Annotated in this window: 18 protein-coding genes; 8 read left to right on the top strand and 10 right to left on the bottom strand. The window is 37.5% G+C overall.

Annotation, left to right across the window (positions count from 1 at the left end; all coding sequences use genetic code 11):
* Positions 1-129 precede the first annotated feature (129 nt).
* Positions 130-762 (top strand): SanA/YdcF family protein, encoded by a 633-nt coding sequence (locus RM541_RS09805; protein ID WP_311499988.1) that lies wholly within the window; start codon positions 130-132, stop codon positions 760-762.
* A 49-nt stretch (positions 763-811) separates the two neighbouring features.
* Complete coding sequence (locus RM541_RS09810) at positions 812-1,168, top strand: phage holin family protein (RefSeq protein ID WP_311499989.1); 357 nt, start codon at positions 812-814, stop codon at positions 1,166-1,168.
* 76 nt (positions 1,169-1,244) lie between these two features.
* Here the strand turns inward: RM541_RS09810 and RM541_RS09815 are convergent, their stop codons facing one another.
* Positions 1,245-4,967, bottom strand: coding sequence for a metallophosphoesterase (locus tag RM541_RS09815; protein ID WP_311499990.1), 3,723 nt, complete (start codon positions 4,965-4,967; stop codon positions 1,245-1,247).
* 55 nt (positions 4,968-5,022) lie between these two features.
* On the opposite strand from RM541_RS09815, the gene RM541_RS09820 reads away from it, so the two are divergent.
* A complete protein-coding gene (locus tag RM541_RS09820; RefSeq protein ID WP_311499991.1) occupies positions 5,023-6,207 on the top strand; it encodes a Pycsar system effector family protein in 1,185 nt (394 codons plus the stop codon).
* Here the strand turns inward: RM541_RS09820 and RM541_RS09825 are convergent.
* Positions 6,199-8,568, bottom strand: a complete 2,370-nt coding sequence (locus tag RM541_RS09825) for a GAF domain-containing protein (protein ID WP_311499992.1) — start codon at positions 8,566-8,568, stop codon at positions 6,199-6,201. The two genes, RM541_RS09820 and RM541_RS09825, sit on opposite strands and share 9 nt — an antisense overlap.
* 150 nt (positions 8,569-8,718) lie before the next feature.
* Here RM541_RS09825 and RM541_RS09830 point away from each other — a divergent pair, with 150 nt between their 5' ends.
* Complete coding sequence (locus RM541_RS09830) at positions 8,719-9,837, top strand: redoxin domain-containing protein (RefSeq protein ID WP_311499993.1); 1,119 nt, start codon at positions 8,719-8,721, stop codon at positions 9,835-9,837.
* A 370-nt stretch (positions 9,838-10,207) separates the two neighbouring features.
* Here the strand turns inward: RM541_RS09830 and RM541_RS09835 are convergent, their stop codons facing one another.
* Positions 10,208-10,888, bottom strand: coding sequence for an SIMPL domain-containing protein (locus RM541_RS09835; protein ID WP_311499994.1), 681 nt, complete (start codon positions 10,886-10,888; stop codon positions 10,208-10,210).
* Between the two features lie 25 nt (positions 10,889-10,913).
* Positions 10,914-11,561, bottom strand: a complete 648-nt coding sequence (locus RM541_RS09840) for a rhomboid family intramembrane serine protease (RefSeq protein ID WP_311499995.1) — start codon at positions 11,559-11,561, stop codon at positions 10,914-10,916.
* A gap of 52 nt (positions 11,562-11,613) precedes the next feature.
* Between RM541_RS09840 and RM541_RS09845 the strand changes: the two genes are divergently transcribed.
* Positions 11,614-12,519: a lysophospholipid acyltransferase family protein gene (locus RM541_RS09845; protein WP_311499996.1), complete on the top strand. Its 906-nt coding sequence runs from the start codon at positions 11,614-11,616 to the stop codon at positions 12,517-12,519.
* On the opposite strand, the gene glmM is transcribed toward RM541_RS09845, so the two are convergent.
* Entirely contained in the window at positions 12,520-13,905 is a 1,386-nt protein-coding gene (gene glmM, locus RM541_RS09850) for a phosphoglucosamine mutase (protein ID WP_311499997.1), read from the bottom strand.
* A 112-nt stretch (positions 13,906-14,017) separates the two neighbouring features.
* Here glmM and RM541_RS09855 point away from each other — a divergent pair, with 112 nt between their 5' ends.
* Positions 14,018-14,614, top strand: coding sequence for an acyl carrier protein phosphodiesterase (locus RM541_RS09855; protein ID WP_311499998.1), 597 nt, complete (start codon positions 14,018-14,020; stop codon positions 14,612-14,614).
* A 164-nt stretch (positions 14,615-14,778) separates the two neighbouring features.
* Here RM541_RS09855 and RM541_RS09860 read toward each other — a convergent pair whose 3' ends face one another.
* The 5 genes from RM541_RS09860 to RM541_RS09880 all read right to left on the bottom strand — a co-directional run bounded on the left by RM541_RS09860 (position 14,779) and on the right by RM541_RS09880 (position 22,314).
* Positions 14,779-15,822 (bottom strand): M12 family metallopeptidase, encoded by a 1,044-nt coding sequence (locus RM541_RS09860; RefSeq protein WP_311499999.1) that lies wholly within the window; start codon positions 15,820-15,822, stop codon positions 14,779-14,781.
* A 440-nt stretch (positions 15,823-16,262) separates the two neighbouring features.
* Positions 16,263-17,810, bottom strand: a complete 1,548-nt coding sequence (locus RM541_RS09865) for a hypothetical protein (RefSeq protein ID WP_311500000.1) — start codon at positions 17,808-17,810, stop codon at positions 16,263-16,265.
* A 132-nt stretch (positions 17,811-17,942) separates the two neighbouring features.
* Complete coding sequence (locus RM541_RS09870; protein WP_311500001.1) at positions 17,943-19,436, bottom strand: hypothetical protein; 1,494 nt, start codon at positions 19,434-19,436, stop codon at positions 17,943-17,945.
* Between the two features lie 94 nt (positions 19,437-19,530).
* Positions 19,531-21,036 carry a hypothetical protein gene (locus RM541_RS09875; RefSeq protein ID WP_311500002.1) on the bottom strand — a complete coding sequence of 502 codons (1,506 nt, stop codon included), beginning with the start codon at positions 21,034-21,036 and terminating at the stop codon, positions 19,531-19,533.
* Positions 21,037-21,297: 261 nt separating this feature from the next.
* The gene (locus RM541_RS09880; RefSeq protein ID WP_311500003.1) at positions 21,298-22,314 is read right to left on the bottom strand and encodes a LuxR C-terminal-related transcriptional regulator; all 1,017 of its coding nucleotides are present in this window, start codon (positions 22,312-22,314) and stop codon (positions 21,298-21,300) included.
* 435 nt (positions 22,315-22,749) lie between these two features.
* On the opposite strand from RM541_RS09880, the gene uvrA reads away from it, so the two are divergent.
* Positions 22,750-25,581 (top strand): excinuclease ABC subunit UvrA, encoded by a 2,832-nt coding sequence (uvrA, locus tag RM541_RS09885; protein WP_311500004.1) that lies wholly within the window; start codon positions 22,750-22,752, stop codon positions 25,579-25,581.
* Between the two features lie 13 nt (positions 25,582-25,594).
* On the top strand, positions 25,595-26,284 hold the full coding sequence (locus RM541_RS09890; RefSeq protein ID WP_311500005.1) for an LOG family protein: 690 nt from the start codon (positions 25,595-25,597) through the stop codon (positions 26,282-26,284).
* The last annotated feature ends 64 nt before the right edge of the window (positions 26,285-26,348 follow it).

Consider the following 26,348-nt stretch of genomic DNA (forward strand, 5'->3'; position numbering starts at 1 on the left):
CAGCAGGTTTATTATCAGATTGCTAATTTAGCGAATGAAAAAAGGATGACCCTACAATAAGAATAAATTAAACCTATACATCAAATTTTATTAACTATATTCGAATCAGTTTTTAATTTTCATGATTAAATGAGGCTGATAAAAAAATCCATCCTTACTTTAGTAATTCTTGTTGTAGTCGCCAGTTTAATTGTTCTTGGTCTTGATGCATTCCTCAGGCAAAATACGGCTTCACGTATCTACAGTGATATAGGGAAAGTACCTCCTGCAACTACAGTTATTGTTTTGGGGGCCAGCGTGCATTCTGATGGGAAACTCTCTCCTGTGCTCCAGGATCGAATGGAAACTGCAATAGAACTTTTTCAAAAAAATAAAGTAGAACAATTTCTTGTTTCAGGAGATCATAAAACCGACGATTACAACGAAGTAAGTGCAATGAAAAATTATTTGCTTAGTCACGGAATTCCTGAAAACAGAATTTTGCAGGATCATGCAGGTTTTGATACATACGATAGTATGTACAGGGCAAACAAGCTTTTTAACATTACAAGTGCGATTGTGGTGACGCAAGAATTCCATCTTCCAAGAACTATTTTTATTGCGAAGAATTTAGGTTTGACCTATAAAGGATTTGTTGCAGATAAACGTTCTTATGAAACCTCTACAAGATCTATACGACGTGAAAAATTGGCAAATTTTAAAGCACTTTGGGAAGTACTCACAGATGGTAAACCTGCGACTCTAAAACAAAGGCTTGATTAGTGTAGATTTTTACCTTTAAAACCTAACAATAAATTCTAAAAAAAGAGATATGATACAATGGTTACTGCATATTGTAATAGATGCCGGAATACTTTTACTGGCGGCAAAAATGATGTCCAAAGTTGAGCTTAAGGGCTTTAAATCTGCTTTAATTGTCGCACTAATGATTGGAGTACTTAGTTTCCTGCTAAGTTGGCTGCTTACTGCTGTTTTAAATATTGCCACTTTGGGAATATTCTACTTCCTTGGATTAGGATTTATAATTAGAGTAATTGTTAATGCTATAATTATTGAATTAGCAGATCGTCTTAGTAAAGACTTTAAAACAGTAGGTTTTCTGCCTTCACTTTGGCTGGCAATTATTCTGGCCGTAGTTGGTGGGATTGTCGATGCTATTTTATTTTAAACCTGTTACTGAAAAAAAGGTAGAGGTCGAAAATTGGCATTTTGAGCAGATTAATTTCGGAAAAGGATTTTCAGAATTAAAACCTAAAGCCAAATGCAAAGGAGAACCGTGCCCCTTCTCCGCCTGAGAACAAGCTGAAAGTTCCATTTATAGCTTCGGCACTGTTAATCCATATTCCACCTCCATAACTGTCGTGCCAAAGGGAACTCTCTTCAAAATCAGCCCATACCCGTCCCAAATCATACCCGCCAAAAACACCTATCTGAAAAGGAAGGAAATTGGTTTTCACCGTATTAAAGCTATACCGGAGATCTGCTCCTGTAGCAAAAGCACTTTTACCTATAAACCGCTCCTGCCGGTAACCTCTTAGCCCAGTGTCACCACCAAGCTCTGCTGCCTGGTAAAATTCATAGCCATCCCCCATATTAAGATGCGCCTGAACTTTAGTTTTTAAAACAAATTTCCTGCTTCTGGAGACAGCATTATAGAAACTCCAATAGGGCTTGAAATATCCAAAATGCTGGTCGGTCTCTGCTGTGTTTAATTTTCCCCCAAGGTTAAGCTCAAAGCGCATTCCTCTTGTTGGATTTAATGTGTTGTCATAACTTTCATATCTGTAAATGGCATCAAGTCCTGCGAAATATTTCCGGTCAAAAAAGTTTGTTTCCTCATTTGGATTAAAACCATCAGAAATAAATCGTTCTTCTGTGTCTTCCACTTTTACAGCTTCAAAATTAGCTTTATATTCAAAATAGCTTCCGAAGGGAGTTGCATTAACAAAACCAGCCTCGGTACCTATCCTGCTAATTCTTGTCCTGTTATAATCCATTCCAAATTCATCATCCAAATTTCGGGTTTCGTTACCATAACCAAAAAAGTTTCTTGCGTAGTTAGGACTTGAAAAATAAGCACCTACCTGTAAGTTGTAATTTCCGAGAATATGCGCAAATTCTCCCTTATAATTAAGATCAAAACCGCTTGTTGCGAAATAAAATCCTCCACCCAAGGTATGTTTTGCAGTAAAGGGATTTCTCTTGAAGCCATATTTGGCAAAGCCGGCTTTTATACCAATCTTAAAACCTTCATCAGGATTATATCCAATTCCCGGAGTAATATTTCCGGATTTATAATTTTTCTTGTCTTTGTCATACGTATTCGTTTCGTACCTGTCAGAAAACCTGAATTTTGCGTTTGCTCCTTCTTTTATAGTATTAGGTTTTGATTTGTGGTCATAAATCTTCAACTTTTCCTTATTCCTTATGGTATATACATCGTTATTCTGTCCGCCGATAATCCTTAAAAAAATATAATTATCCCCCTCGCCCTCTACGGTAATCTGGTCATCATCATCCAGAGCATAGATCCAGATATCTTTAGTATCCTTTTTATTATAAATTTTATCGCTGACAATTTCTGCCCGTTCGCCTTCCTTATTCCTGGATATGGTAACTCGGGTGCGGCCCTCTGGCATGCGAATCACATCCACGAAATCATCTTTATCTGTACCGGTGACAATGGCAAGCTTAGAAAAGTGTTCATAATACCGCTCTGCAATTTCAACTATATTATCACGACGTGCCTTTACATTTTCTACAAGTTGCTCTGTAGTCTCTCCAAGCGTTTCCGGAGGTAACTTTGAAAAAGCCTCTTCAATGACCGCATCTGTTACATTTTCCTGAATATATTGTGCTTCTTCCAGCCATGATTCTCTTCCCACGTTTTGAAGCAGTGATCTGTCCAGCCCGGCAGCGGCAATATTAAACCATTGTACATCTGTAATATCTGCTCCGTAAACTGCAAATTGATTGGCAAATCCAGACAAAGCCCGCAGTGTACCAAAAAATGCGCCATCAAAATTAGAAAAAACCTGATCCCGGTCCCGTGGGATAGGCCGGAAAATCCGGTTCCCGTCTTCTGTCTCTATTTCTGCCCATCTCCATTGATCCTGATGCCGGTCCCAGTCGCCTATCAGCATGTCAAAAACCCGTGCTCTTACATATGCCGACTCGTCCAACATGTACCTTTCATCTCGTCTTAAACGCTCAAACATTCCTGAGGTACTGACGATATCATGATCTGGGCTTCCAAAACTTTTATAATCAAGCCAGTTTTCCTCAGGACGCTCTACAAGCATATAAACATCGTCTCCGTGATTTTCATTGTATTTCCCCAATTCCTCCTGCCTGGGTAAATAGTATACTTCCGGATTGGTATGAAAGACATTTGCAGCCTGAGAAAGATCTGGAATCGCCAGGAAAGCATAGGGATGTGCCGAAGTATAAAAATCTTCTACAAAACGTTCTGCAACAGTATTTTCCAATTGATCTTCTACTGGTTTACTCTTATATGCCACGGTCTGAAGAAACTGAACTGCTTCTTTCCTTATTCTACGGAAGTTGTATTCCCTCCCCAGAGTGTCTTTTACCCGAAGGGAAACCGTCTGGTGTCCTCCTCCTTCTCTCATTACCTCCAGGCCTCCGCGGAGCGTATCAAGATCTGCCACCTTAAATTCTATTTTTTTGCCATACAGTTCCCTGTAACGTTCTCCCCAAAGGGTTTTGAACGCCACCCCTTTCTCGGTTTCCTCTTCGGGATAAATGGAAGCTGTTATTTTTTCCGGAAAATCATCAGGTAATTCCGAAGTATCATATTCTACTGGAGCAGAAAAAACTTCCCGCTGATATAACAATTTTGGTTTATTATTTTCATTGCCGTAAAAACTCACCCAGGAAGAGCCATCGGTAAATACATCATAAACAGTAAATCCCTCCCCTTCATAAGCGAAGAGACCATTGATGCTTAGCCTTACATAGGACGACTTGGAACCTGATCCTGAAACTATCTGATTCACATTTTCGTTTACAATATATTGTAAGGAATGCTCATGTCCTGATATAAAAATTAAACGGTCGCCCTGTTGAGCAAGCGTGGTTAACCGCTGCACCAAGGATTTGTAACGTTCATTTTGAGCATCCTGGATGGAAACTCCTCCCGTGGTTCTCACAAGACTCACCAGAGAACCTAAAACAGGTACGGGAATCTTTTTTTGTGAAGGATATAAGTGCTGGTCAAAATCATACTGACCTCCATGTGTTCCATTGGTAAGCAATGGGTGATGTATGGCAATAATTACTGTTTTATCCTGATTTTTTTTAATTTCAGATTCCACCTCCAGAAACATTGCTTCCCGGGTTTTAATACCATCACAATTATCATTTATCGTGGGATGCCTATCCCAATCTTCAAGATACCATTGGGAATCAATAACAATCATCTGGATATTCTCTGTGATTTCAAGAACCTCCAGTCCGCAGCCTGTATCTGGAATCCAGGTAATTTTATTTTCAGAATTCTCTTTCAGGTATTCCTTCTGTCTTTCAAGACCTGCAATACCATTGCTGTACCAGTCGTGATTTCCTGGTATAAATAAAGCATTTCCGTCGAAATTCCCAAGGGCATCAAGCTGGACATCTAACCGGTATTCAGCTTTTTCCCGATTAGGATTATCTTTAGCAGGCATTCCTACAGGATAAATGTTGTCACCAAGAAAAACAGCATATTGATCGGGACGCTGAATAGAATCCATAAAACTCTTAAAAGCAATAATACCTAAAGAACTTCCGCCAATAGGCGAATAACCACCATCCCCTAAAATATAAAACGATTTCTCTATCTCACTATCCACGGGATAACCAAAATTCTCCTTTGGTTCACCCTCTCGATACTTCGCAATTGTAGAAGAACACGCCTGGAGAATGATAACTGCCAAAATGGCGATGATCACGTATTTAAATTTCATAAACGTTTTGGTGATTTTTTTTGTAATTTGGCAAGAAAATTTAAGCCTCCGGCATATGAACAACCTTATTGAGAAAGCAGATAAATTTGTACAAGATCTTTTTAAAGAAAAGCTTCCGAACACCTTTATCTACCACAATTACAAGCATACCGAGCGTGTAGTTAAAAGTACTAAAGAAATAGTGGATAATTCTCAAATTAATGTTAAAGAAGAAGAGGCGCTCATACTGGCAGCCTGGCTTCACGACACTGGCTATACTAAAACCTATCACGGACATGAAGAAGAAAGCGTGAAGATTGCCACTGGTTTTCTAAAGGAAAATAATGCTACCGATGATCTTATTGATGAAGTGGTCAGATTAATAAAAGCTACGAAATTTGAAAACACCCCTCAAACTGAAGCTGAGAAGATAATACGAGATGCAGATTCTTCTCACTTCGCAAAAGATTATTTTGAAGATGCCAGTGAATTTTTAAGACAGGAACTCCAGCTTCATAATATTAAAAATTTTACCGGGGAAGAATGGATTCAGGAAAATATCCATCTTTTTACAGAAAAGCATCAGTATTATACAGAATATGCACTGGAAAACTGGAAGCCTGTAAAGGAAGAAAACCTGCTGAAACTAATTGAAGACCAGAAAAAAAGGCAGAAAAAACTTCAGAAAGAAGAAAATAAGGCCAGGCTTAAGGCTCAGTATAAAAATGATAATCCAGAGCGTAGTATCCAAACAATGTTCCGGGTTACTCTTAGAAACCATATTAAATTAAGTGACATTGCCGATACTAAAGCTAACATCCTTCTATCTGTTAATGCCATTATCATTTCCCTGGCTCTTGCCAACCTTATCCCAAAACTGGACGCAGCCTCTAATAAACACCTCCTTATCCCGAGTCTGATCCTGATTCTCTTTAGCGTAGCATCTATTATCCTTTCGATAATGTCTACGAGACCAAATGTAACCAGTGGAGAGTTCACTAAAGAACAGGTTGAAAACAAGGAAGTAAACCTACTGTTTTTTGGCAATTTTCATAAAATGCCTTTTGAACAATTCCGATGGGGAATGCAGGAAATGATTAAAGACAAAGATTTTGTATACGAATCCCTGATGCTGGATTTACACCTCCTGGGAAAGGTTCTGCATCGCAAATATTTTCTACTGAGACTTACCTATACCGTTTTTATGGTAGGTATTATTGTTTCGGTAATAAGTTTTGTTGTAGGTTTCTACTTAATGTAATTCCTGCATCAGGTTTTCATAAGTAATGTTCTCCTCTTCCGGGTTATCGCCGGTAGAGTATAAAACATTTACCCTAATCGCCTTCAAGCCAACCACACCCTGCACATCCTGTAACTCGAGCAATTCCACTTCTTCCCCTACATAATTTTTCGCCTGGAGATATTTAATATATCTCAGGTATTCTCTTTCGTCGCTTCTTTGCGAATAAATTATTGCAATCTTACCTTTTTGAGTAATTCTGTCTTCAGTATCCTTGATGTAAGCTTTGTCGATTCTTTTTTTAATTATCTCATAACGAGCATTGTAGGTGCCGTCTACATCAAATTTCTTTTCATCCATTCGATATCTTATAGACATGGTACTGTTATAAACCAAAATTAAGGAAGCGGCATCCAGTTTTACCGGCGTAGTTTCCTGTAACTTGTAAAAGCGATTTTCCATTTCGCACATTGTGCTCAGTTGCCATAACCTCAAATTGTAAAGATAAATTTTATTGAAGGGCTTATTATTAGCCATTGAAGCTCCAATGTAAATGTTATGGTCTACGCCATCGGTCTTATAACGTTCAAAGTAATGAGGGTATATTTTTTGAGCCTGGACCTGCTTTCTATCAATGTAACGGGACATCGTCCTGTTTACATGTTGGACGGTAGTGTCGTATTTTTTCCTTTCGTCATAAACAAGACCAGTTTCAGGGTTGAGCATAGATTCATACTCCTCCACCTTCTGTTTTAGCTCATTGGATTGCTTCCTCAAATGAGTCATTATTGGGTTAACCTCCTTCTCAAGCAAATTAAAAACTTTCTGCTCACTGGAAGCATTTAAGCTTTCTTCAAGCTCCTGCTTAAATTCTGAAATGCGGAATCCCACCTGTTCATAAATAGAAAGTTCTTCTATTTCAGAACCCATTTTTATAATTTCCAGAATAAAATCTAACTGAGTTAAAAGATCTTTCTGAATTGCAGTATTTCTTGCTTCCGAAGAAGCTACGATATCAATTTGACCATACAATGGATAAACATTTTTAAAGCTGATGTCTTTAAATGAAGCCAAACCATCATCATCCAGGTCCCTGATAAATTTTCTTGCTTCCCTCTCAAAAACCCAGAGAACACTAGGGTGAATAGAAGTACATTCACTCTGGATAATCGCTTTTACTCTATTTTCAAAATCTGAACGGTTTCGTTCTACCGCCGTGACTATATACGGTAAAATTTCGTCCAGCTTTAGAGCATTTATACTGTGCAGCTCATTCTTCCTTTCGGAAACCAATTCGAGAATACCCAAGAGTCGGCTCTTTTTTGCTATTGGTGCAAGAATACAACTCTTTACATTGTTCGTTTTCAGGTTTTGAGCAAGTGAATTGTTATTAGTCTTTCTGGCATAGGCATCTACATTTGAAATGGAAAAATAGCTATGTCCCTCGACCAGCTTCTTATAAGCTTCATCACACAAGCCTTCGTCACTGTCCAGTGAAGTCTTGCCGTTTAGAAGAAAGCTATTGGTGTCATCACTCTCCAAAGGTTCAAAACTCTTTTCGGAAGTATCAAAGACTGTAAAACCAACTTTTAAATCGGGGATTTTATAAATTGAACGAAAGATTCCCTCCAGGCTTTTTAGTTCATCCTTCTGTGATGATTCATTATACAAAAGCGTGGTTTTTAGCTTAGAGATTGCATCGTCTACCGTAACATCTGTAAGATTAACAATCGTGAAACCTTTAAAAACATAACTTCTAGGAGGAAATTTCTTTTTCCAGAGATCAATATCATCAATATTCTGGATAAGAAGATCTACATCTTCCTGAGTGATTTCCGGTGCATTTTCTTTTGGAAATATTTCTACAAAATCACCATTTATCGCTATTCTGTAATGTCTTGAAACACCATTTTCATCAGGAATATCATAGTATAAAGGGCGCGAAAAATCAATATCATATCCATACTCTTCCTTCAGGATATTTATACAGGCATTGATATAATGTGCATCTTCATCAATATCCCTGGTCTCCAGCACAAAATCATCACCGGCCATTTCCAGGATATTTTTTAATCTACTGGAAGCATTGAAAAGGATATTATGATAAGGTATAGATGCCGCTTTAATCTCATTATTTGTAAGGACCGTAGGAAAGAGATCGTTAAGTAAAACCTTTATGGGTTCTTCATACTTTTCGAGGTCACCAGCATCCTCAATCCCTTCAGTAAGCTCAGGATATTGAGAAATATACTCCATTACGCTCTCAATGTATTTATTGGCAATTTTATTATGCTCCTTTTTTATTTCAGCTTCATATTGCTCAAATACCTTGTGAAAACTTATCTTAATTTCTAAGGGAAAATCTTCCAGTTGTTCCTTCATAATGCTTTAATATACCGTAAAATTACCTGTTCTATATTTTGTTGAATATTCGGATGCCCTAAATTAACAATTATTAACAATATTTTATTAGAAATGCTAATTAGTGCCGTGGTAGTTCCTTATTTTTGCTCAAAATAAATATGATTTTTTATGCGGAATTTAATAATATTATTTGCTTGTGTCCTTCTTATGGCTTCTTGTGGAGAAGAAGAAAAAGGATATGTTATAAGTGGAACAATTGAAGGTGTTGAAGATGGTACTTACGTTTATATTTCTGAAATTAGTGAGGAAACCGAAAGACCTGCAATAATAGACACAGTACAGGTCCAAAACGGCCAATTTCATGCTGATCTTGAGGATAATGAATCTCCAAATATGGCTTTTATCTCCTTTGAGGGAATAGGAGGCAATATTATCTATATTTCTGAAAATGAAGAAATTAATATTGAAGCCTATAAGGACAGCTTAAGGAGTTCAAGGATTTCAGGAGGTAAAGAGAATCGTGCTTTAAACCAATATATGGATCATTTAAAGGAAGTGAACCGAAAGATACAAGCTGGTCGATCTGAAATGCAAAAAGCGTATAATGCCAAAGATTCTTCTGCATTAATGACTTTACAGGCCACAGAACAGGAAATAAAAGATAATGACCAGGTTTCCAAGAAAAAAATCTTTGAGGAGAATAAAGATTCTTACGTATCGCTTATGATCCTGATGGATATGCTCAGCATGAAAATTTACCCTGTAAAAAAAATCCAGGAAATGTACAACGGCCTTTCTGAAGACTTAAAAAACACAACCCTTGGAAAAAGCCTTCAGGAAACACTGGAACAACAGGCTACTGTTGCTATAGGAAGTAAAGCACCTGAATTTACAGCTCCTACTCCCGATGGCTCTGAACTTTCCCTTTCAGACGCTATGGGAAAAGTGACAATTATCGACTTTTGGGCTGCGTGGTGCAAACCCTGTCGTGTAGAAAACCCTAACGTGGTAAAAATATACAATAAGTATCATGATGACGGTCTAAATATTATTGGTGTTTCTCTTGATCGCCCCGGCCAAAAGGATAAATGGCTAGAGGCTATTGAAGAGGATGGACTGGAATGGAATCATGTTTCTCACCTGGAATTCTGGCAGGATCCTGTAGCACAACTTTACAATATAAAAGCAATACCGGCAACTTTTATACTTGATGAAAATGGTGTAATTGTAGATCGCGATCTACGTGGCGATGACCTTGAAGAAAGAGTTCAGGAATTACTGAATTAAATAAATGTAGAGCGAAAATTGTCAATTTTCGACTGCTGTCACAGGATTGGCTTTTTTAAAATACGAATTGTACAAACTTTACAGGTTTAGCATCAGACCTCACAGATTTGAAAAGCTGTGAGGTCTTTTTCTTTGTACATATGAGCAAAAACCTCAAAGTGATACTTTGTGGATTGAAAAGAATGTCCAGATTTGCCAATTTTCGACCTGTTAATGCATAAAACGACTGCGAAAGAAATTGAATAGAACAGAAAATGACTTTCAGGAGTTTCTGAAAGTCATTATTATTTAAGCAATGGGCTGAGTAATATAGAGGAGGACGAAAATTGCCATTTTCAAGCCTGCTCTTTATAACGCCTCGTTTATTAATTTACTCTAGTAAAAAACCAACATTTACCCTTACAGTAATTTCCATTTCTCCCGGCGCTATAGATTCCCGGCTACTTTCAACACTATCGCCCATCATAGCCATCCTGTACATTGGCTGCGGATTGTTAACGGTACCTTCCGATATAAAAACTGCCTTTCCAATTTGCTGACCTAAGGGAGCGACAAGTTCTTCAGCTATCCTCTTAGCATCCAGAATCGCTTCTTTTCGAGCTTCGGACTCAAATTTTTCAGCTTCCGAAGATTTAAATTCTACACCATCAATCCTATTAAGTCCTACTTCCAACAATCCCGACATGATCATCTCATAATCCTCAATATCTTCAAGAGTAATAGAAATGGCCTGGTTTGCTGAAAAAGAGGATGTCTTTTCATTATAATTATAAGACTTGTTTAATCTGATATAATCAGTATTAATATGTTTTTCAGGAATACCGCTTTCCTTCAGAAACTTTATTATCGCATTTACAGCCACGTCGTTCTGTTTTTTAACAGCAGCGGCACTTTCCCCTTCGTGTTCTACACGGGATTTAATAATCACCTTATCTGGCACCACATTTACTGTACCCTCGCCGGAGACATTAACCAGGTTAGAATTGCTTTCCTGAGCCATAGATCCTGAAGCAATAAGAATTGCTATGAGGTAAAAAACTTTCTTAATCATTTTTTTAGTCTTTAAATTGTTAGGATTAAATTTTGCCCATTTTCTGCAATACAAATAAAATCACCAATGGTACGGCCAACAGGATAACCATAAGCAAGTGACTTTGAAAAACCCATGGAGCCAGAACTAATGTGAGAAGATAGCCCCCGGCTGCACCACCAAAATGTGCATCATGTCCAATATTTCCAAATTGCTTTTTCATCCCCCAGATAGTGTAAAGCAAATATCCAATCCCAAAGATGTAAGCAGGTATAGGTATAACAAAAAACAGTCCAAGCATCATATCCGGCCGTAATAATATGGCAGAATATAGTATACCCATAACAGCGCCACTGGCTCCAACCGCCCTGTAATGCGGTTCGTGTTTGTGAAAAATGTAAGAGAGTAAATTACCCAATATCAGGCTGGCGATATACACCAGTATAAAACCTATATTACCCAGACCATAGATCACAACGTTTGCAAAAAAATAGAGGGTAAGCATATTTACAAAAAGGTGGGTAGTGTTTACATGCAGGAAGCCTGATGTCAATAATTGATATTTAGCGCCCCTCTGTATATCTCCAATATTAAATTTATATTTTTCAAAGAAAGCATCATCATTAAAACCTTTAAATGAAATAATCACATTTGCTGCAATTACTATAATAGTCACCAGACTCAAATCTCCCATATCTACTTAAGTTTAGTGTCAAATATACCATATATTTGCTGAAAACTTTTTTATGCATGCCCTGGTTTTTTGGTTGATTTATCCCCTTTTATGGATTATCTCGATACTACCGTTTAAGTTATTCTATGCGGTATCTGATGCTGTTTTCTTTTTAGTGTACCACATTATTGGCTACCGGAAAAAAGTAGTTGCTGAAAATCTGAAACTGGTTTTTCCGGAAAAAACTGAAGAAGAACGCTTTAGAATAAGAAAGAAGTTTTATTCCCACATGTGTGACATGTTTCTTGAAATGATCAAAACCCTCACCATTTCTGAAAAAGAACTTAAGAAGCGCTTTAAATTCACCAATCCTGAAGAAATTCTTCGACTCCAGGATAAGGAGAAAAGTATTATGATGATGTGCGGGCACTATGCCAGTTATGAATGGATGATCGCTCTACAGCTTTACGGGCTTAAAATCACCGCTTACGGTATTTACAAAAGAATTACAAATCCTTACTTCGACAAATTGGTAAGGGATATTCGCGGAAGGTTTCATGGGGAATTGATTCCCACCTCAAAAGCGACGATGACTATTACTAAGCACGAAAGTGAAAACAAACGTGCAATTTATGCCATGGTTGCAGACCAATCCCCGAAGTTGTTAAAATCTAAATATTGGGCTGATTTTATGAATATAAAAGCTCCTGTTTTTATAGGATCTGAAAAACTGGCGAGAGAATTTGATATGGCCGTAGTTTACCTGAATGTCGAAAAGGTTTCCAGAGGCCATTATGTTGCCAACCTTATCAATATTACAGATTCTGCAGCACAAGAACCTGCGCATCAAATTACCCGCACATATCTGGACCTATTGGAAAAACAAATACGAAAGAAACCGGAGTATTATCTTTGGACGCACAAGCGCTGGAAACACAGTCACAACCCTATTCCCGAAAATTCAAAAATAATTGATTGATCACGCAATTATATCCTGTATTTCCTTAATCATTTTTTGTGCAAGTTCGTCTGCCTCTTTCTGGCTTTTTGCCTCGGTATATATTCTGATTATTGGTTCTGTATTAGATTTTCTCAGATGAACCCAATTTTCAGGAAAATCAATTTTTACACCATCAACGGTAGATATCTCTTCATCTTTATGCCGCTTTTCCACAGACTTTAGGATCCCATCTACATCAAGGTCTGGAGTAAGTTCAATTTTATTTTTGCTCATAAAGTACGCCGGGTACTCCTTCCTGAGTGCTGAAACACTTTTTTGTTTCTCTGCAAGATGTGTAAGAAATAAAGCTACTCCAACAAGACTATCTCTTCCGTAATGTGATTCAGGATAGATAATTCCGCCGTTTCCTTCACCGCCAATAATTGCAGAGGAATCTTTCATTAACTGGACAACGTTTACTTCTCCAACAGCACTCGCATTATACTCACCATTGTGCTTATTTGTTACGTCCCTTAGAGCTCTTGAAGAAGACAGATTACTTACGGTATTACCCGTTGTCTTACCCAAAACATAATCTGCACAGGCAACGAGGGTATATTCCTCACCAAACATCTCCCCTTTTTCATCAATAAAAGCGAGACGGTCTACATCTGGATCTACCACGATACCAAAATCAGCGTTCTCCTTTTTTACCAATGCGCAGATATCGCCAAGATGTTCTTTTAATGGTTCAGGATTATGTGGAAAATGGCCATTAGGTTCACAATAAAGTTCTGTCACTTTAACACCAAGTTTCTTCAGCAGTTTGGGTATTGCGATTCCTCCGGTAGAATTTACGCCATCTACTACCACTTTAAATCCTGCTCCTTTAATCTTCTCCACATCTACAAGTTTAAGTTTTAAAACTTCTTCTATATGGATATCTATATAATCCTCTTTTTTAGTAATAGTTCCCAGATCATCTACTTCAGCAAAATCAAAAGATTCATTTTCTGCCAGATCCAATATTTTAGCTCCTTCTTTCCCATCGAGAAATTCTCCTTTACTATTCAGCAATTTAAGTGCATTCCATTGCTTTGGATTATGGCTTGCTGTGAGAATAATTCCGCCGTCGGCTCCTTCCATTGGAACAGCAACTTCTACAGTTGGGGTGGTGGAAAGCCCAACATCAATAACATCTATACCTAATCCTGTAAGCGTGTTCATGGTTAATTCCTGAATCATTCTTCCAGATATCCTGGCGTCTCTTCCAATAACCACCTTGAGTTTTTCTTTTGGGCTCTCACTTTTAAGCCAGGTACCATAAGCTGCGGCAAATTTTACAGTATCTATAGGGGTTAGATTTTCAGAAGTTTTTCCTCCTATTGTACCTCTTATTCCCGAAATTGATTTGATTAAGCTCATGGATTTACTTTTATAATTAAATTTTACAGCTCAAATATACAAGGCTCTTGCCCACACCTCCAAAACTTAACAAAATTTAAACAGTACAAGCTAAAATTTGTACCTTCAAAAAATGAATTATCTGGCACATGTTTATTTATCGGGAGATGATGACAATCTAAAAATCGGAAATTTTATAGCAGATTCTGTTAAAGGCAAAAAGTTCCTGAATTTTCCTGAGCCTATACAGAAGGGAATCGTGCTACACCGGGCTATAGATCATTATACGGATACGCATCCCATCGTCACAAAAAGTGTGACCAGATTGTTTAGCCGGTATAGCCACTACAGCCGGGTTATTGTAGATATCCTTTACGATCATTTTCTGGCTAAAAACTGGAATCACTATTCCCAGCAACATCTGGAAGAATATACTGAAGAATTTTACGACCTCCTCAGGGAGAACAAAGATGTTCTGCCAAAAAGTGTCCAAAGGTTTATGCCATATATGTTTCGCGATAATTGGCTTTTAAGCTATGCAAGTATTGACGGAATATCAAAAATCCTTTATCAGATGAACCATCGCACAAAGGGAAAATCACAGATGAACCTTGCAGTGGAAGAGTTGGAAATATTTTACACTGAATTTCAGGAGGAATTTACCGAATTTTTTGCCGATCTCATTAGTTTTAGCAGTGAGAAAATTAAGGAGCTAAACCAGACTCAATAAAAATCCTGAAATTTTGTTAAAAAATACTTTAGACGAAATGCATTTGAAGCAGAAAGAGAAAGTGGGGAATTTCTTCACAACAGGTGAGGATTTTATACCTATAAAAAAATAAAAAGCCCCGCTAAGATGCGAGGCCTTTATTAGATATTAAAAGTTTTTTCCTGTTAAACCCAATACCAGTTACTATCTACTAATTTAACTTTTCTCCAGCCAAATCTGGATCCATAATACCATGAATCATTGTACCGCAGTACAGTTAATCCGCTTACAGTATAGTATTCACCATTAAGGTAAGTCTCTTCAGTAGGTTTCTCTGTTCCTGCTGAGCTTGAAGGATACATACTTTCTATTCCTTTCACATCTCCAGATGACAACTTGTTTCTTTGTACAGAATATGCACTACCGTTGTTCCTTACGATCGTAGGTTGACCATTTTTAGAAAAGGAATAGGAACTATACATCATAATGGAGTTAAAATCAAGATCAGTTGTAAACTCCTCGCCATCGTAGCCCATTTCTTCGTAAGTTTCGAAGTTATGTTCCCGTCCACTCTCTATGTTCTCATATAAAATATTAACGTGCCTGTCACGATCTACCCTACTCTGTTCGTGCCACAAGCCAACAGCGTGACCTATTTCATGAATAGTATTTCCAGTGCTACAACCACTTGCCAGCGTTATCTCCTGTCTTCCTCCTATTTTACCAATATAAGAAGCACATCCTGCTCCAGAAGTGAAATAGATATAATCGGATTCGCCGGAGCGTTCGACAAAATCCAGAGAGGTGTTGCTTTCCCAATGCTTTATTGCGTCATATACACGCTCTTGATTAGAAAGATCAGAATCCACCTGAAAATAAATTGTATTGTCAGTCCATAGTCCTGAGGTTCGACCAGTACTTTTTTGCGGGGTCTCCCCTTCCTGGTACACAAGCTTCTTAGGTTGTATATTCGTCATGTCTTTAGGAAGAATTATATCTCCCTGATAAACATAAGATCCTTTAATCTCTTCTACAGGCAATTTTTGTCCTGCAAAGTAGACTTGTGAGGTAGTACCCAACTGTTTCGGGTAGGCTTTTTCTGTTAAATTTTGGTTAAAAACTTCGGTGGTGGAATTCGGGGTGGTAACGTCAATTTCACTAATTGGGTCTTCACTACAAGCTAACATTCCAAGCACTGGTAGCAAAAATAAAGCTTTTAATTTTCTCATAAGGAGGTTTAGACTTTTGGGGATTTTTTCTATTCCCGATTAATAATTTGTTTTTGTATTTGGCAAAGTCCATACCATAAATAAGCTCCAAACTAGCACCAGTACTTTAACAGCTAGATTCCTACAAGATCAATGTAAGAATATTATTTCCATTAGGACGGACTAATTTTCGGAACTAAATCTCTTTTTCTTCTGTAAAAAAATTTGTTGTTTGCGGTACACCTGGTGCGATATTAAAAAATGAACGACCTCTACCCTAAATGTATTTTATATGAACATAAAGATTTTTAGAACTAAAAAAATTATGTGAATTTTAATAAAAAGAAAGCCATTCAGCAAAATCTGAATGGCCTTCTCCATTGCTACTCCAGTTAACTGGAGCAGTCAATTAATCTTCTAAATAATTAGTCACCCCCCGGTTAAAAAATTACAGAAGACTATTATTCCAGGATGATGCAAAGATTGGCTCTCACCTCTACTTCCAGATCTGTATAACTGAAATCCCCTTCTACTGTTATTTGAAAGAAGGTGTTAGCTAAATCCGTATCAGCACATTGGATCACTTCGCCATTCACCAGAATCTCAATATCATCCATGCCATAACCTTCTTGTACAAAGAAGGTAGCTCCAACTACTAAATCTCCATCTTCTTCTACAGTGAATCTCAAGGTGCCAATGGCCGTATCATTATAAATCCAGTCAATCGGAAAATCGTTTGAAACTGTACCCTCAAAGGTAGATGTTATACAGCCAGTATCAGCCGTAGGAAGACATGGTTCAGGCTCCTCTGTTACCTCTTCACCACAATTGGGATCAGAATCATTAACACATCCGTCATTCTCGTCCATATTGTCAATGCCATCATTATCGCAATCAAACTCTCCATACCCGACCGCATTCTCATCACATCTATTCTCCACACCATCATCATCACAGTCTGCATTAGGATCTGTATTTTCACAATCTTCTCCTCCACCGTTTCCGCCGCCAGTTTGACCGTCATCCTGTCCGCAACCTAAGAACACGTGCCAGTAATCAACTGTGGAATCATTTTCATCAGCATCAAGTAGGCCCTCTATTTCATTCCAGCTCAAGTATCCGGACTTAGTTATAGATCCATCTTCTATGTCTGAGTAATTACCTTCCCAATCCAGAAGAGTTACTTCATAATAGAGATATCCATTTTCTCCATCCTCACCAAGCATAGGTGCAGGAATAGTCATACAAACAGGTTCTGCATAGTAATCTCCATATTGATTGATGTCCGTCACAGGCATAGAATCTTCAATTAACAGTTCATCATCTGCACCTTCTATAACATACCAAAGATCAACACTGTAATTTGCAGTATAGTGCCTTCCATTTTCTGTACAATAGTTTGTAAAGAAGCATAATTCATAGAGTTCCCGTGGAATTATATCAAAAAACAAATAGCCATATTGATTTACTTCACGGTCATCGTAACAAAGCACTTCAACATCTACATACTTCTTCACCCCTGCTCCAAGATTAATGGTTATTGGAAGTGCATCGGTTACATAGCCATTGTAAACTCCGCTATCATCCTCATCTATTGGTGCGATCCAGATCATGTTACCCGCTTCATCATAAACTATAAATTCCTCAAGCTGGTAAGTTCCCGGAGTTAATTCCAGATCTGCCGAATAATCGGTAAAATAATCCATCACACCATCATCATTTAGATCGTCTGAAAGAACATTTAAAGTAACAGCATCCATTTCCTCTCCGTCCATAGAAAGTACGACCATTACACTGGCTGGTGCAGCATCGGAACATTCCGGTACATCAGCAAAGTGGTTTTTCGTCTGGGAACGGTTATTTAAAAGATCATTTAAGGTGGCACCGAAGGATAAAGTGGCTTTATCTGTATTGCCTTCTATAGCGGACTCTGATTCCTCTTTACTACAGGAAGTGAGAAGCAGAGCTATTGCCCCTAATAAGGTAAATATCAATTTAAAATTTCTCATAATAAAACGTTTTGGTTAATTAATAGAATAAATAGAAGATTTTTATTCAGGGAAAGAGCACCTATGAGAGTGCTCTTCCTCGAATAAAAAACCCGGGAGAAAAAGATATATCGTAATCTCCTCCTATTGCATTTACTGCAAAATAAACTCTCCACAGGCTACTGGAAGTGAACCCTCGTAGTCGTCATCATCAGCTGTTCCAGCTCCATCAAGATCTACACTGAGACCATGTAAAACCGTAACTTTTTTGTCTAATGGCGTTACAAGCTCCAAATCAGCATTAGTTAAAGTGAAAGTTCTTTCATAGAAGTACATGCCCATACCAGGATTTGCTAATGGAAAATTTCCATCTTCCTGAACTAATGACAGTTGTACGGGACCATAATATGGCGCTCCTTCTCCTATTTCTACAAAACCATTTCCGTTAGTATCATTGCCCATATCAGGACAGGTTGCATTATCTTCATTTGCATCAGTTCCTACTGTGAACCCATGAATATGCTGAGGATGTCTTTGACCTACCTCCATATTGTAAGCTAAGACTGAAGTGTATAATGTGTTTCCTTCAAGTCTAGCATAGGAAAAAGCTACTGCTCCAGAATCATTTAGATCCTTTAAACAAGCTTTGTAATTCTTCGCTTCGTCCTGAGGGTCGGTAAAAATAGGTGGAGTGTCTGTTTGTCCACATCCGTAGAAAAAGTGCAGGTAATCTAAATTATCATCTCCATCAAAGAAAGACCTTACTTCCATATCGGTTATTACACCACTACGAATTATTCTCTCTGTAGTCTCATACTGATCTGTTTCCATAATTGTAATCTCGAAGTAATACTCATCATCACCTGCTCCATCAGGCAGTGCAAAGCATAAAGGTGCTGCAGAATATTCTCCGTTTTCCATTTCTACCTCTGCTGAAAGTCCATCATAAAGTTGGTCGGTATTTTCACCATCTTCACGAAGCCACACGTCAACACTGTAAGAAGCCACATAATGTCTTCCGTTAGGTGGGCAGAAGTTTCCAAATAAGCAGAATTCAATTACTTCCTTACCTTCAAAATCGAAAAACAGATAACCATACTGATTTACCTCACGATCGTCAAAACAAAGTACCTCTACATCTACATATTTCTTCACTCCTGCTCCAAGGTTAATGGTGATTGGCAGTGCATCTGTTACGTAGCCGTTGAACTCTCCACTATCGTCATCATCTATTGGTGCAATCCAGATCATATTATCAGCAGCATCATAAACAATAAATTCTTCGAGTTGATAAATTCCCGGAGTTAATTCCAGATCTGCCGAATAATCGGTAAAGTAATCCATCACACCATCGTTATCTAGATCGTCGGAAAGAACGTTTAAGGTAACAGCATCCATGTCCACTCCGCCCATAGAAAGGACAATCATTACACTGGCTGGTGCAGCATCGGAACATTCCGGTACATCAGCAAAGTGGTTTTTCGTCTGGGACCTGTTGTTTAAAAGGTCATTTAGAGTTGCGCCAAAAGACAGGGTAGCTTTTTCAGTGCTTCCTTCTATGGCGGGTTCGGATTCCTCTTTACTACAAGAGGTTAAAAAAAGCGTCAATGCTAAAATTGACATCATTGTAATTTTGAACTTTTTCATACTTAAAAAATTTAGGTTAAAATATTTAGAATGGTTAATAAAATTTATTTTAAGCTCAGGAGCTCAACGTGCTCCGGAGGTGTTTTTATATCTCTTAATATTGAGGAGCGTCAAAAAGAGCAGGATTATCTGTTTCATCATCACAGCCCTGAAAGAAATGGAAGTAATCCATATCATCTTCTCCATCAAATAATCTTCTAACGTCATTATCTGTTATCACTCCGCTACGAATAACTTCTTCTATGGCTCCATATTCATCTGTACCACGAATGGTTATCTCCATATAATATTCATCTGTACCGTCATTATTAGGTAAGACCATACATAAAGGATCTGCCGAGTATTCTCCGTTTTCCATTGTGACCTCAGCGAAAAGATCATCGTAAAGCTGTTCCGTAACCTCCCCTTCATTATAATTCCAGACATCGACACTGTAGGAAGCAACATAGTGTCTTCCGTTAGGAGTGCAGAAATTTCCGAAGAGACAAAATTCAAGCAGTTCTTTTTCTTGTAAGTCAAAGAAAAGATATCCTAACTGTTGTACGTTATCAGGTATACAATTCCCATCGGAATCTGATGGTGTTGGAACACAATCCCCTCCTTCCGGACCGCAATTCAGGAAGAATTGCAAAAATCTCAGATCAGAATCTTCTGTTGTTTCATCATCATCAGTGTTCCTCAAAGTCTCTATCATATCCCAGGTTAAATAACCACCCTGTACAACTTCACCATCCTCTATATCTCCATAATTATCAGGCCAATCCAACAGAGTTAATTGAAAGTATAAGTATTCTTCATCATCTGCTTCTCCATACTGTGGCGACGGTATAAATACGCATACCGGTTCTGCATAAAATTCATTGTCTTCATTCTGTCCTAATTCGGGGGTGACGGGGGTTTCCTGTGGATATAAGAGAATATCTTCCCCGGCATTTCTTACATAGAACAACTCCAGACTATAATTAGCCATATGGACTTCCCCATTCAGGCATAAATTGGCTGCTAAACAAAATTCATATAGTCTGTTTGGAATCAAATCAAAAAACTGATATCCATATGTATTGGCCACTCGATCATCAAAGCATAATACTTCTACTTCAACATATTTTTTAACACCTGCAGTAAGATCAATAGTTATAGGAAGCAGATTATTAACGTATCCATAATAGTTTCCATCACCCTCCTCGTTTTTGGGAGCAATCCATAGTATTTCGTTATTCGTATCAAAGATTACAAATTCCTCTAGCTGGTAATTATCTGGAAGCAATTCCAATTCTTCTGAATAATCGGTGTAAAACTCCGTATTTCCATCATTGTCTACGTCCGATAAAACATCAAGAATTATAACAGGAAAATCCGCACCATCTAACGAAAGCCTGATATGAACCTTTGCTGGATCATTGTCTGAACATTTAGGAAAATCAGAGAAATTGTTTTCACCTGGGGAGCCAGCATTAAGTAAATCTTGTAACGCTATTCCGAAGGTAAGATTAGACCTGTCAGAAGGTGTTGATTCAGCTTTAATTTCTTCCCCGTTACAAGAACACAGGATAATTAACAGAGCAGGAACACATAATAGAGATAAGTTAAAGTTCTTCATAATTATTTCTTCTAAATGAGTATAGCTGTACATATCATATTTTATGTTGTTCTTGTAAAATCTGAGGCGATTTATTGATTAAAGAATAAGATTTAGAAGTTAGGGGTGACTTTTCTTATCCTGTTATAAATGTAGTCCTATTCGGACCTTGAAACAATGGGGGAAAACCCTCATATTCCGTTTTTCGTTTAATTAATTTCTTTCCCTGTAGTTTCATATAATCAAACCATGACCAAACAATATCTCTTGCTAAACCTATTTTCAGGCCCCACTTACTTCTATAAGATTATGATTTATTGCATAAATTATGCTCTCCAGCATAGTATCTGACTTTGTCTTTTTTATAATATTTGAACGGTGCTTTTCTATGGTTTTAGGAGAAATGAATAATGTGCTGGAAATCTCTTTTGTTTTGTATCCTTTACATAAGAGTTCTATAATTTCCTTTTCGCGTTTCGTAAAATTAAAATCACATAAGTTATTTGCCTCTACAGTGCAGTTTTCTACATTAGCGGATTTGATATTTACATCCTGATCAACAGAACCATCAGAGCCTGAAAAATCTATCATAAGAATAAATTGATCATCCATTCCCTTTTTCAGCTTTGAGAAATTAACAAAAGCATTCCTGACTTTATTGTTACTCAATAAAAGTGAAGTACGAACTGTTTCTCGCATATATTTACCTCTTGAAAAGTTTCTAAGACTTATCTCGAGTTTTGCTCTGTTCTCAATATCAACAAAATCTGTAAGTCTATGACTCTTGGATTTTAAAGGCCTAAAAATTTGCTTAAACTCATCGTTCATAGCCAGGATGTTATTCTGCTCCAAAAGCAGTACCGGCTTTGGCATGAAGTTGAACATTCCCATAAAACAATCCTTCCAATAATTGGAAAGAGAATTTTTCGAGTATACATTGCTAATTATCCTTTTATATATAGTCTCAAATGGTGTGCTCTTTAAAAAAATTCCATCTGCAATCTTATCAAATTCTTTTATTATCTCTTTATCTGGTTTGTCAGGTGCTAATAAAAAAATCCAGCTCTTAACTAGAAAATGAGTGGATCTGAAACTTGAAATATTCTTGATATCACCAGGTAGATTAAAATCAGAAATATCTATAAAAATGAGATCAGGTAAAAGTTCTAATGCTATGCTGTATCCTACATGTACTGATTCAACATTTACCACATTAAAATAAGGACTTAATGATTCCTTCATCTCCAGTACCATTTCGTTATTTACTGAAATAAGAAGCAGTTGTTTTTTCTCACTCATACACGTTATTATTACTGACCTCTATTTAAAAACTATGATATTTTTAATCATCCTAGATATTATGAGGTATCATTTAAGAAGATATTAATAATAGGGGAGAATTATTATTAAAATGATAATAGTCAAATATAGATTAAAATTAAAGTGATTTGTAAAAGAAGCAAGTAATATGATACTGACACCTAATTAGTTAAGAAGCAGGTCAAGCTTCCCATTTTAACAGCTCCAATACCCCATTTCACAGAAATTAGAGTTTCGTTCACAAATTTTTAACCCTTGTAGTTTCAGTTTTTAGAGGGTTTTTAGAAAAAATTTAGTCAATAATTTATTTCAGAGGAAATATCCTCAATTTTACACCTAAATTAACACTGCATGAATTGAGCTCCCTTTTTAATTAGCAACACTTTAAGTACCTTTGCCACCTTGAATAAATTTATGACGGAAAGCGAAAATAATATTGAGGTTTTAGGGGCAAGAGTTCATAATTTAAAAAATATCGATGTTAGCATTCCCCGGGAAAAATTGGTGGTAATAACAGGATTGTCAGGTTCTGGTAAATCTTCCCTGGCTTTTGATACAATTTATGCTGAAGGACAAAGACGATATATAGAAACCTTTTCTGCTTATGCAAGGCAATTTCTTGGCGGACTTGAAAGACCGGATGTAGATAAAATAGAAGGTCTTTCTCCCGTTATTGCCATTGAACAGAAGACTACCAGCAAAAACCCCAGAAGTACCGTAGGTACAATTACAGAAATTTATGATTTCCTGAGATTGCTTTTTGCCCGTGCCGCAGACGCCTACAGCTTCAACACGGGTGAAAAGATGGTAAGTTATACCGACTCCCAGATTAAGGATCTTATTATTGAAAAATTTAACGGAAGAAGAGTTAATATTCTTGCACCTGTAATCAGGTCTAGAAAAGGTCATTACCGGGAACACTTTGAGCAAATCTCCAAACAGGGATTTGTAAAAGTAAGAGTTGATGGAGAGGTACGGGATATCGTGAAGGGAATGAAACTTGATAGGTATAAGACTCATGACATAGAAATTGTTATTGACCGCCTGCAAATAGATGATAAGACGGAGGACCAAAAACGTTTGAGTGAAAGCATTAAAACTGCTATGTATCATGGTGATGATACTTTAATGATTCTCGATCATGAAACAAATGAAGTGAGGTATTTTAGTAGAAACCTTATGTGTCCAACAACTGGTATTTCATATCCTAATCCTGAGCCTAATACATTTAGTTTTAATTCTCCCAAAGGAGCTTGTCCTGATTGTAATGGGATTGGAACTCTTTACAAAGTCAATACCAGTAAAATTATTCCTGACGAAAAAAAATCTATAAAGAATGGAGCTCTCGCGCCCCATGGTCCTCAGAAAAAGAACTGGGTTTTCTCGCAGCTGGAACTTATCGCCGAAAGATTTGATTTTAAGTTAACTGATCCTGTCAGCAATATTCCTAAGGAAGCTTTGGAAATGGTTCTTTATGGAGGAAAAGAAAAGTTTTCTAAAGAATCGAAGACACTTGGGATTACCAGGGAATTTAAAATTGATTTTGAAGGAGTCGCGACTTTTATTGAGGCTACGTACAAAAATAATGACTCTACTTCCCTGAGACGATGGGCCAAAGAGTATATGGATAAAATAGAATGTCCTACCTGTCATGGTAGCCGTTTAAGAAGAGAATCTCTCTATTTTAAAGTCAATGATCAAAACATTGCTGAACTGGCTCAAAAAGATATTACAGATCTTGCAGAATGGTTTTCGGGACTCGAAGGCAAATTGACCGACAAGCAACAATTAATTGCAACCGAGGTTATTAAGGAGATAAAAACCAGACTTCAGTTTTTAACAGATGTGGGGTTAACATACCTTTCCCTAAACAGAGGATCAAAATCTCTTTCTGGTGGAGAAGCACAGAGGATAAGACTGGCGACACAAATTGGTTCGCAACTGGTGGGGGTTCTCTATATTTTGGATGAGCCAAGTATAGGTCTTCATCAACGGGATAATGAAAAACTGATCAATTCCCTTGTTTCCCTTCGAGATCTGGGAAATACTATTATTGTTGTAGAGCATGATAAGGATATGATTGAAAGGGCAGATCATGTTATTGATATTGGCCCTTTGGCAGGAAAGCACGGTGGTGAAATAATTAGTGAGGGAACTCCTTCAGAAATTAAGAATCATAGTACTTTAACAGCTTCTTATTTAAATGGCACAAAACAAATTGAAGTACCAACAGAAAGGAGAAAGGGAAATGGAAAAACTGTTTCTTTAAAAGGAGCAACCGGGAATAATCTTAAAAATGTTTCTATTAATATTCCTTTAGGTAAAATGATTGCCGTTACCGGCGTTTCAGGTAGCGGGAAATCTACTCTTATCAACGAGACTTTGTACCCCATAATGAACGCGCATTATTTTAATGGAGTTAAGGTTCCAAAGCCATACAAAAGTATAAAGGGGCTTGAACATATCGATAAGGTAATAGATATTAACCAATCTCCGATCGGTAGAACCCCTCGCTCCAATCCCGCAACTTATACAGGTGTCTTTTCGGAAATCAGAAGTCTCTTTACAAAAACTCCTGAAGCTCAAATAAGAGGATATAAACCGGGGCGTTTCAGCTTTAATGTAAAAGGCGGCAGGTGCGAAACCTGCAAAGGCGGCGGATTAAGGGTAATCGAAATGAATTTTCTTCCCGATGTTTATGTAGAATGTGAAACCTGCCAGGGCAAACGCTTTAATCGGGAAACGCTTGAAATCAGGTACAAAGGAAAATCTATTGCAGATGTTCTCGAGATGACAATAAACGATGCAACCCCATTTTTTGAACTTATTCCAAAGATCTACCGGAAACTAAAAACTATTCAGGATGTAGGGCTCGGTTATATTACATTGGGTCAGCAAAGCACCACCTTATCTGGAGGTGAAGCACAACGCATAAAATTAGCTACAGAACTTTCCAAGAGAGATACAGGAAATACGTTTTACATTCTTGATGAACCCACAACAGGACTACACTTTGAAGATATTCGTGTATTAATGGATGTACTTAACAGGCTGGCGAATAAGGGAAATACAGTCTTGATCATAGAACATAATATGGACGTGATAAAAATGACGGACTACATTATTGATATAGGTTATGAAGGTGGTAAAAATGGAGGAAAAGTAATTGCCACCGGAACTCCGGAGGAAGTAGCTAAACATAAAACAAGCTATACGGCTAAATTCCTTAAAAAAGAATTGCAATAAAACAGAATTATATATGAGAGCAAAGCAAGGCAATAAAGCCTGGAATGAAATTAAAACGAACGACTCCTGGGCAATTTTTAAGATAATGGGAGAGTTCGTAAATGGATATGAAAAATTAAGTCAGATTGGTCCCTGCGTCTCTATTTTTGGATCGGCACGAACAAAACCCGATCAGAAATATTATAAACTGGCTGAAAGTATTGCTACCAGAATTGTAGATCACGGTTACGGCGTTATTACCGGTGGCGGACCCGGAATAATGGAAGCAGGAAATAAAGGTGCTCATCTCGGTGGGGGAACTTCTGTTGGATTAAACATTGATCTTCCTTTCGAGCAACATGATAATCCTTATATAGACAATGACAAGAGTCTGGATTTCGATTATTTTTTTGTGAGAAAAGTGATGTTCGTAAAATACTCCCAGGGTTTTGTAGTAATGCCGGGGGGATTTGGAACGCTGGATGAGCTCTTCGAAGCAGTTACACTTATTCAAACCCATAAAATTGATAAATTTCCAATTATTCTTGTTGGAAGAGATTTCTGGGGGGGACTTGTAGACTGGATTCAGACTACATTATGTGATAGCTTTCAAAATATAAGCGCCGCTGATATCGATCTTGTACAGGTCGTAGATACAGAAGATGAAGTAATTGAAGCTTTGGACAAATTTTACGATGAATACAATTTAAGTCCAAATTTCTAGTTACTAATATGCACTCATGTAAAACAAACTTTAATTACATTAGTTCAAATATCCTTACCTAAAT

It is taken from the genome of Autumnicola psychrophila (assembly GCF_031846645.1).
Taxonomy (GTDB): Bacteria; Bacteroidota; Bacteroidia; order Flavobacteriales; family Flavobacteriaceae; genus Autumnicola; species Autumnicola psychrophila.

Bases quoted from the DNA above. Each gene is read 5' to 3' on its own strand.
- RM541_RS09805 (WP_311499988.1), top strand. From the start codon at position 130: ATGAGGCTGATAAAAAAATCCATCCTTACTTTAGTAATTCTTGTTGTA.
- RM541_RS09810 (WP_311499989.1), top strand. From the start codon at position 812: ATGATACAATGGTTACTGCATATTGTAATAGATGCCGGAATACTTTTA.
- RM541_RS09815 (WP_311499990.1), bottom strand. From the start codon at position 4,967: ATGAAATTTAAATACGTGATCATCGCCATTTTGGCAGTTATCATTCTC.
- RM541_RS09820 (WP_311499991.1), top strand. From the start codon at position 5,023: ATGAACAACCTTATTGAGAAAGCAGATAAATTTGTACAAGATCTTTTT.
- RM541_RS09825 (WP_311499992.1), bottom strand. From the start codon at position 8,568: ATGAAGGAACAACTGGAAGATTTTCCCTTAGAAATTAAGATAAGTTTT.
- RM541_RS09830 (WP_311499993.1), top strand. From the start codon at position 8,719: ATGCGGAATTTAATAATATTATTTGCTTGTGTCCTTCTTATGGCTTCT.
- RM541_RS09835 (WP_311499994.1), bottom strand. From the start codon at position 10,888: ATGATTAAGAAAGTTTTTTACCTCATAGCAATTCTTATTGCTTCAGGA.
- RM541_RS09840 (WP_311499995.1), bottom strand. From the start codon at position 11,561: ATGGGAGATTTGAGTCTGGTGACTATTATAGTAATTGCAGCAAATGTG.
- RM541_RS09845 (WP_311499996.1), top strand. From the start codon at position 11,614: ATGCATGCCCTGGTTTTTTGGTTGATTTATCCCCTTTTATGGATTATC.
- glmM (WP_311499997.1), bottom strand. From the start codon at position 13,905: ATGAGCTTAATCAAATCAATTTCGGGAATAAGAGGTACAATAGGAGGA.
- RM541_RS09855 (WP_311499998.1), top strand. From the start codon at position 14,018: ATGAATTATCTGGCACATGTTTATTTATCGGGAGATGATGACAATCTA.
- RM541_RS09860 (WP_311499999.1), bottom strand. From the start codon at position 15,822: ATGAGAAAATTAAAAGCTTTATTTTTGCTACCAGTGCTTGGAATGTTA.
- RM541_RS09865 (WP_311500000.1), bottom strand. From the start codon at position 17,810: ATGAGAAATTTTAAATTGATATTTACCTTATTAGGGGCAATAGCTCTG.
- RM541_RS09870 (WP_311500001.1), bottom strand. From the start codon at position 19,436: ATGAAAAAGTTCAAAATTACAATGATGTCAATTTTAGCATTGACGCTT.
- RM541_RS09875 (WP_311500002.1), bottom strand. From the start codon at position 21,036: ATGAAGAACTTTAACTTATCTCTATTATGTGTTCCTGCTCTGTTAATT.
- RM541_RS09880 (WP_311500003.1), bottom strand. From the start codon at position 22,314: ATGAGTGAGAAAAAACAACTGCTTCTTATTTCAGTAAATAACGAAATG.
- uvrA (WP_311500004.1), top strand. From the start codon at position 22,750: ATGACGGAAAGCGAAAATAATATTGAGGTTTTAGGGGCAAGAGTTCAT.
- RM541_RS09890 (WP_311500005.1), top strand. From the start codon at position 25,595: ATGAGAGCAAAGCAAGGCAATAAAGCCTGGAATGAAATTAAAACGAAC.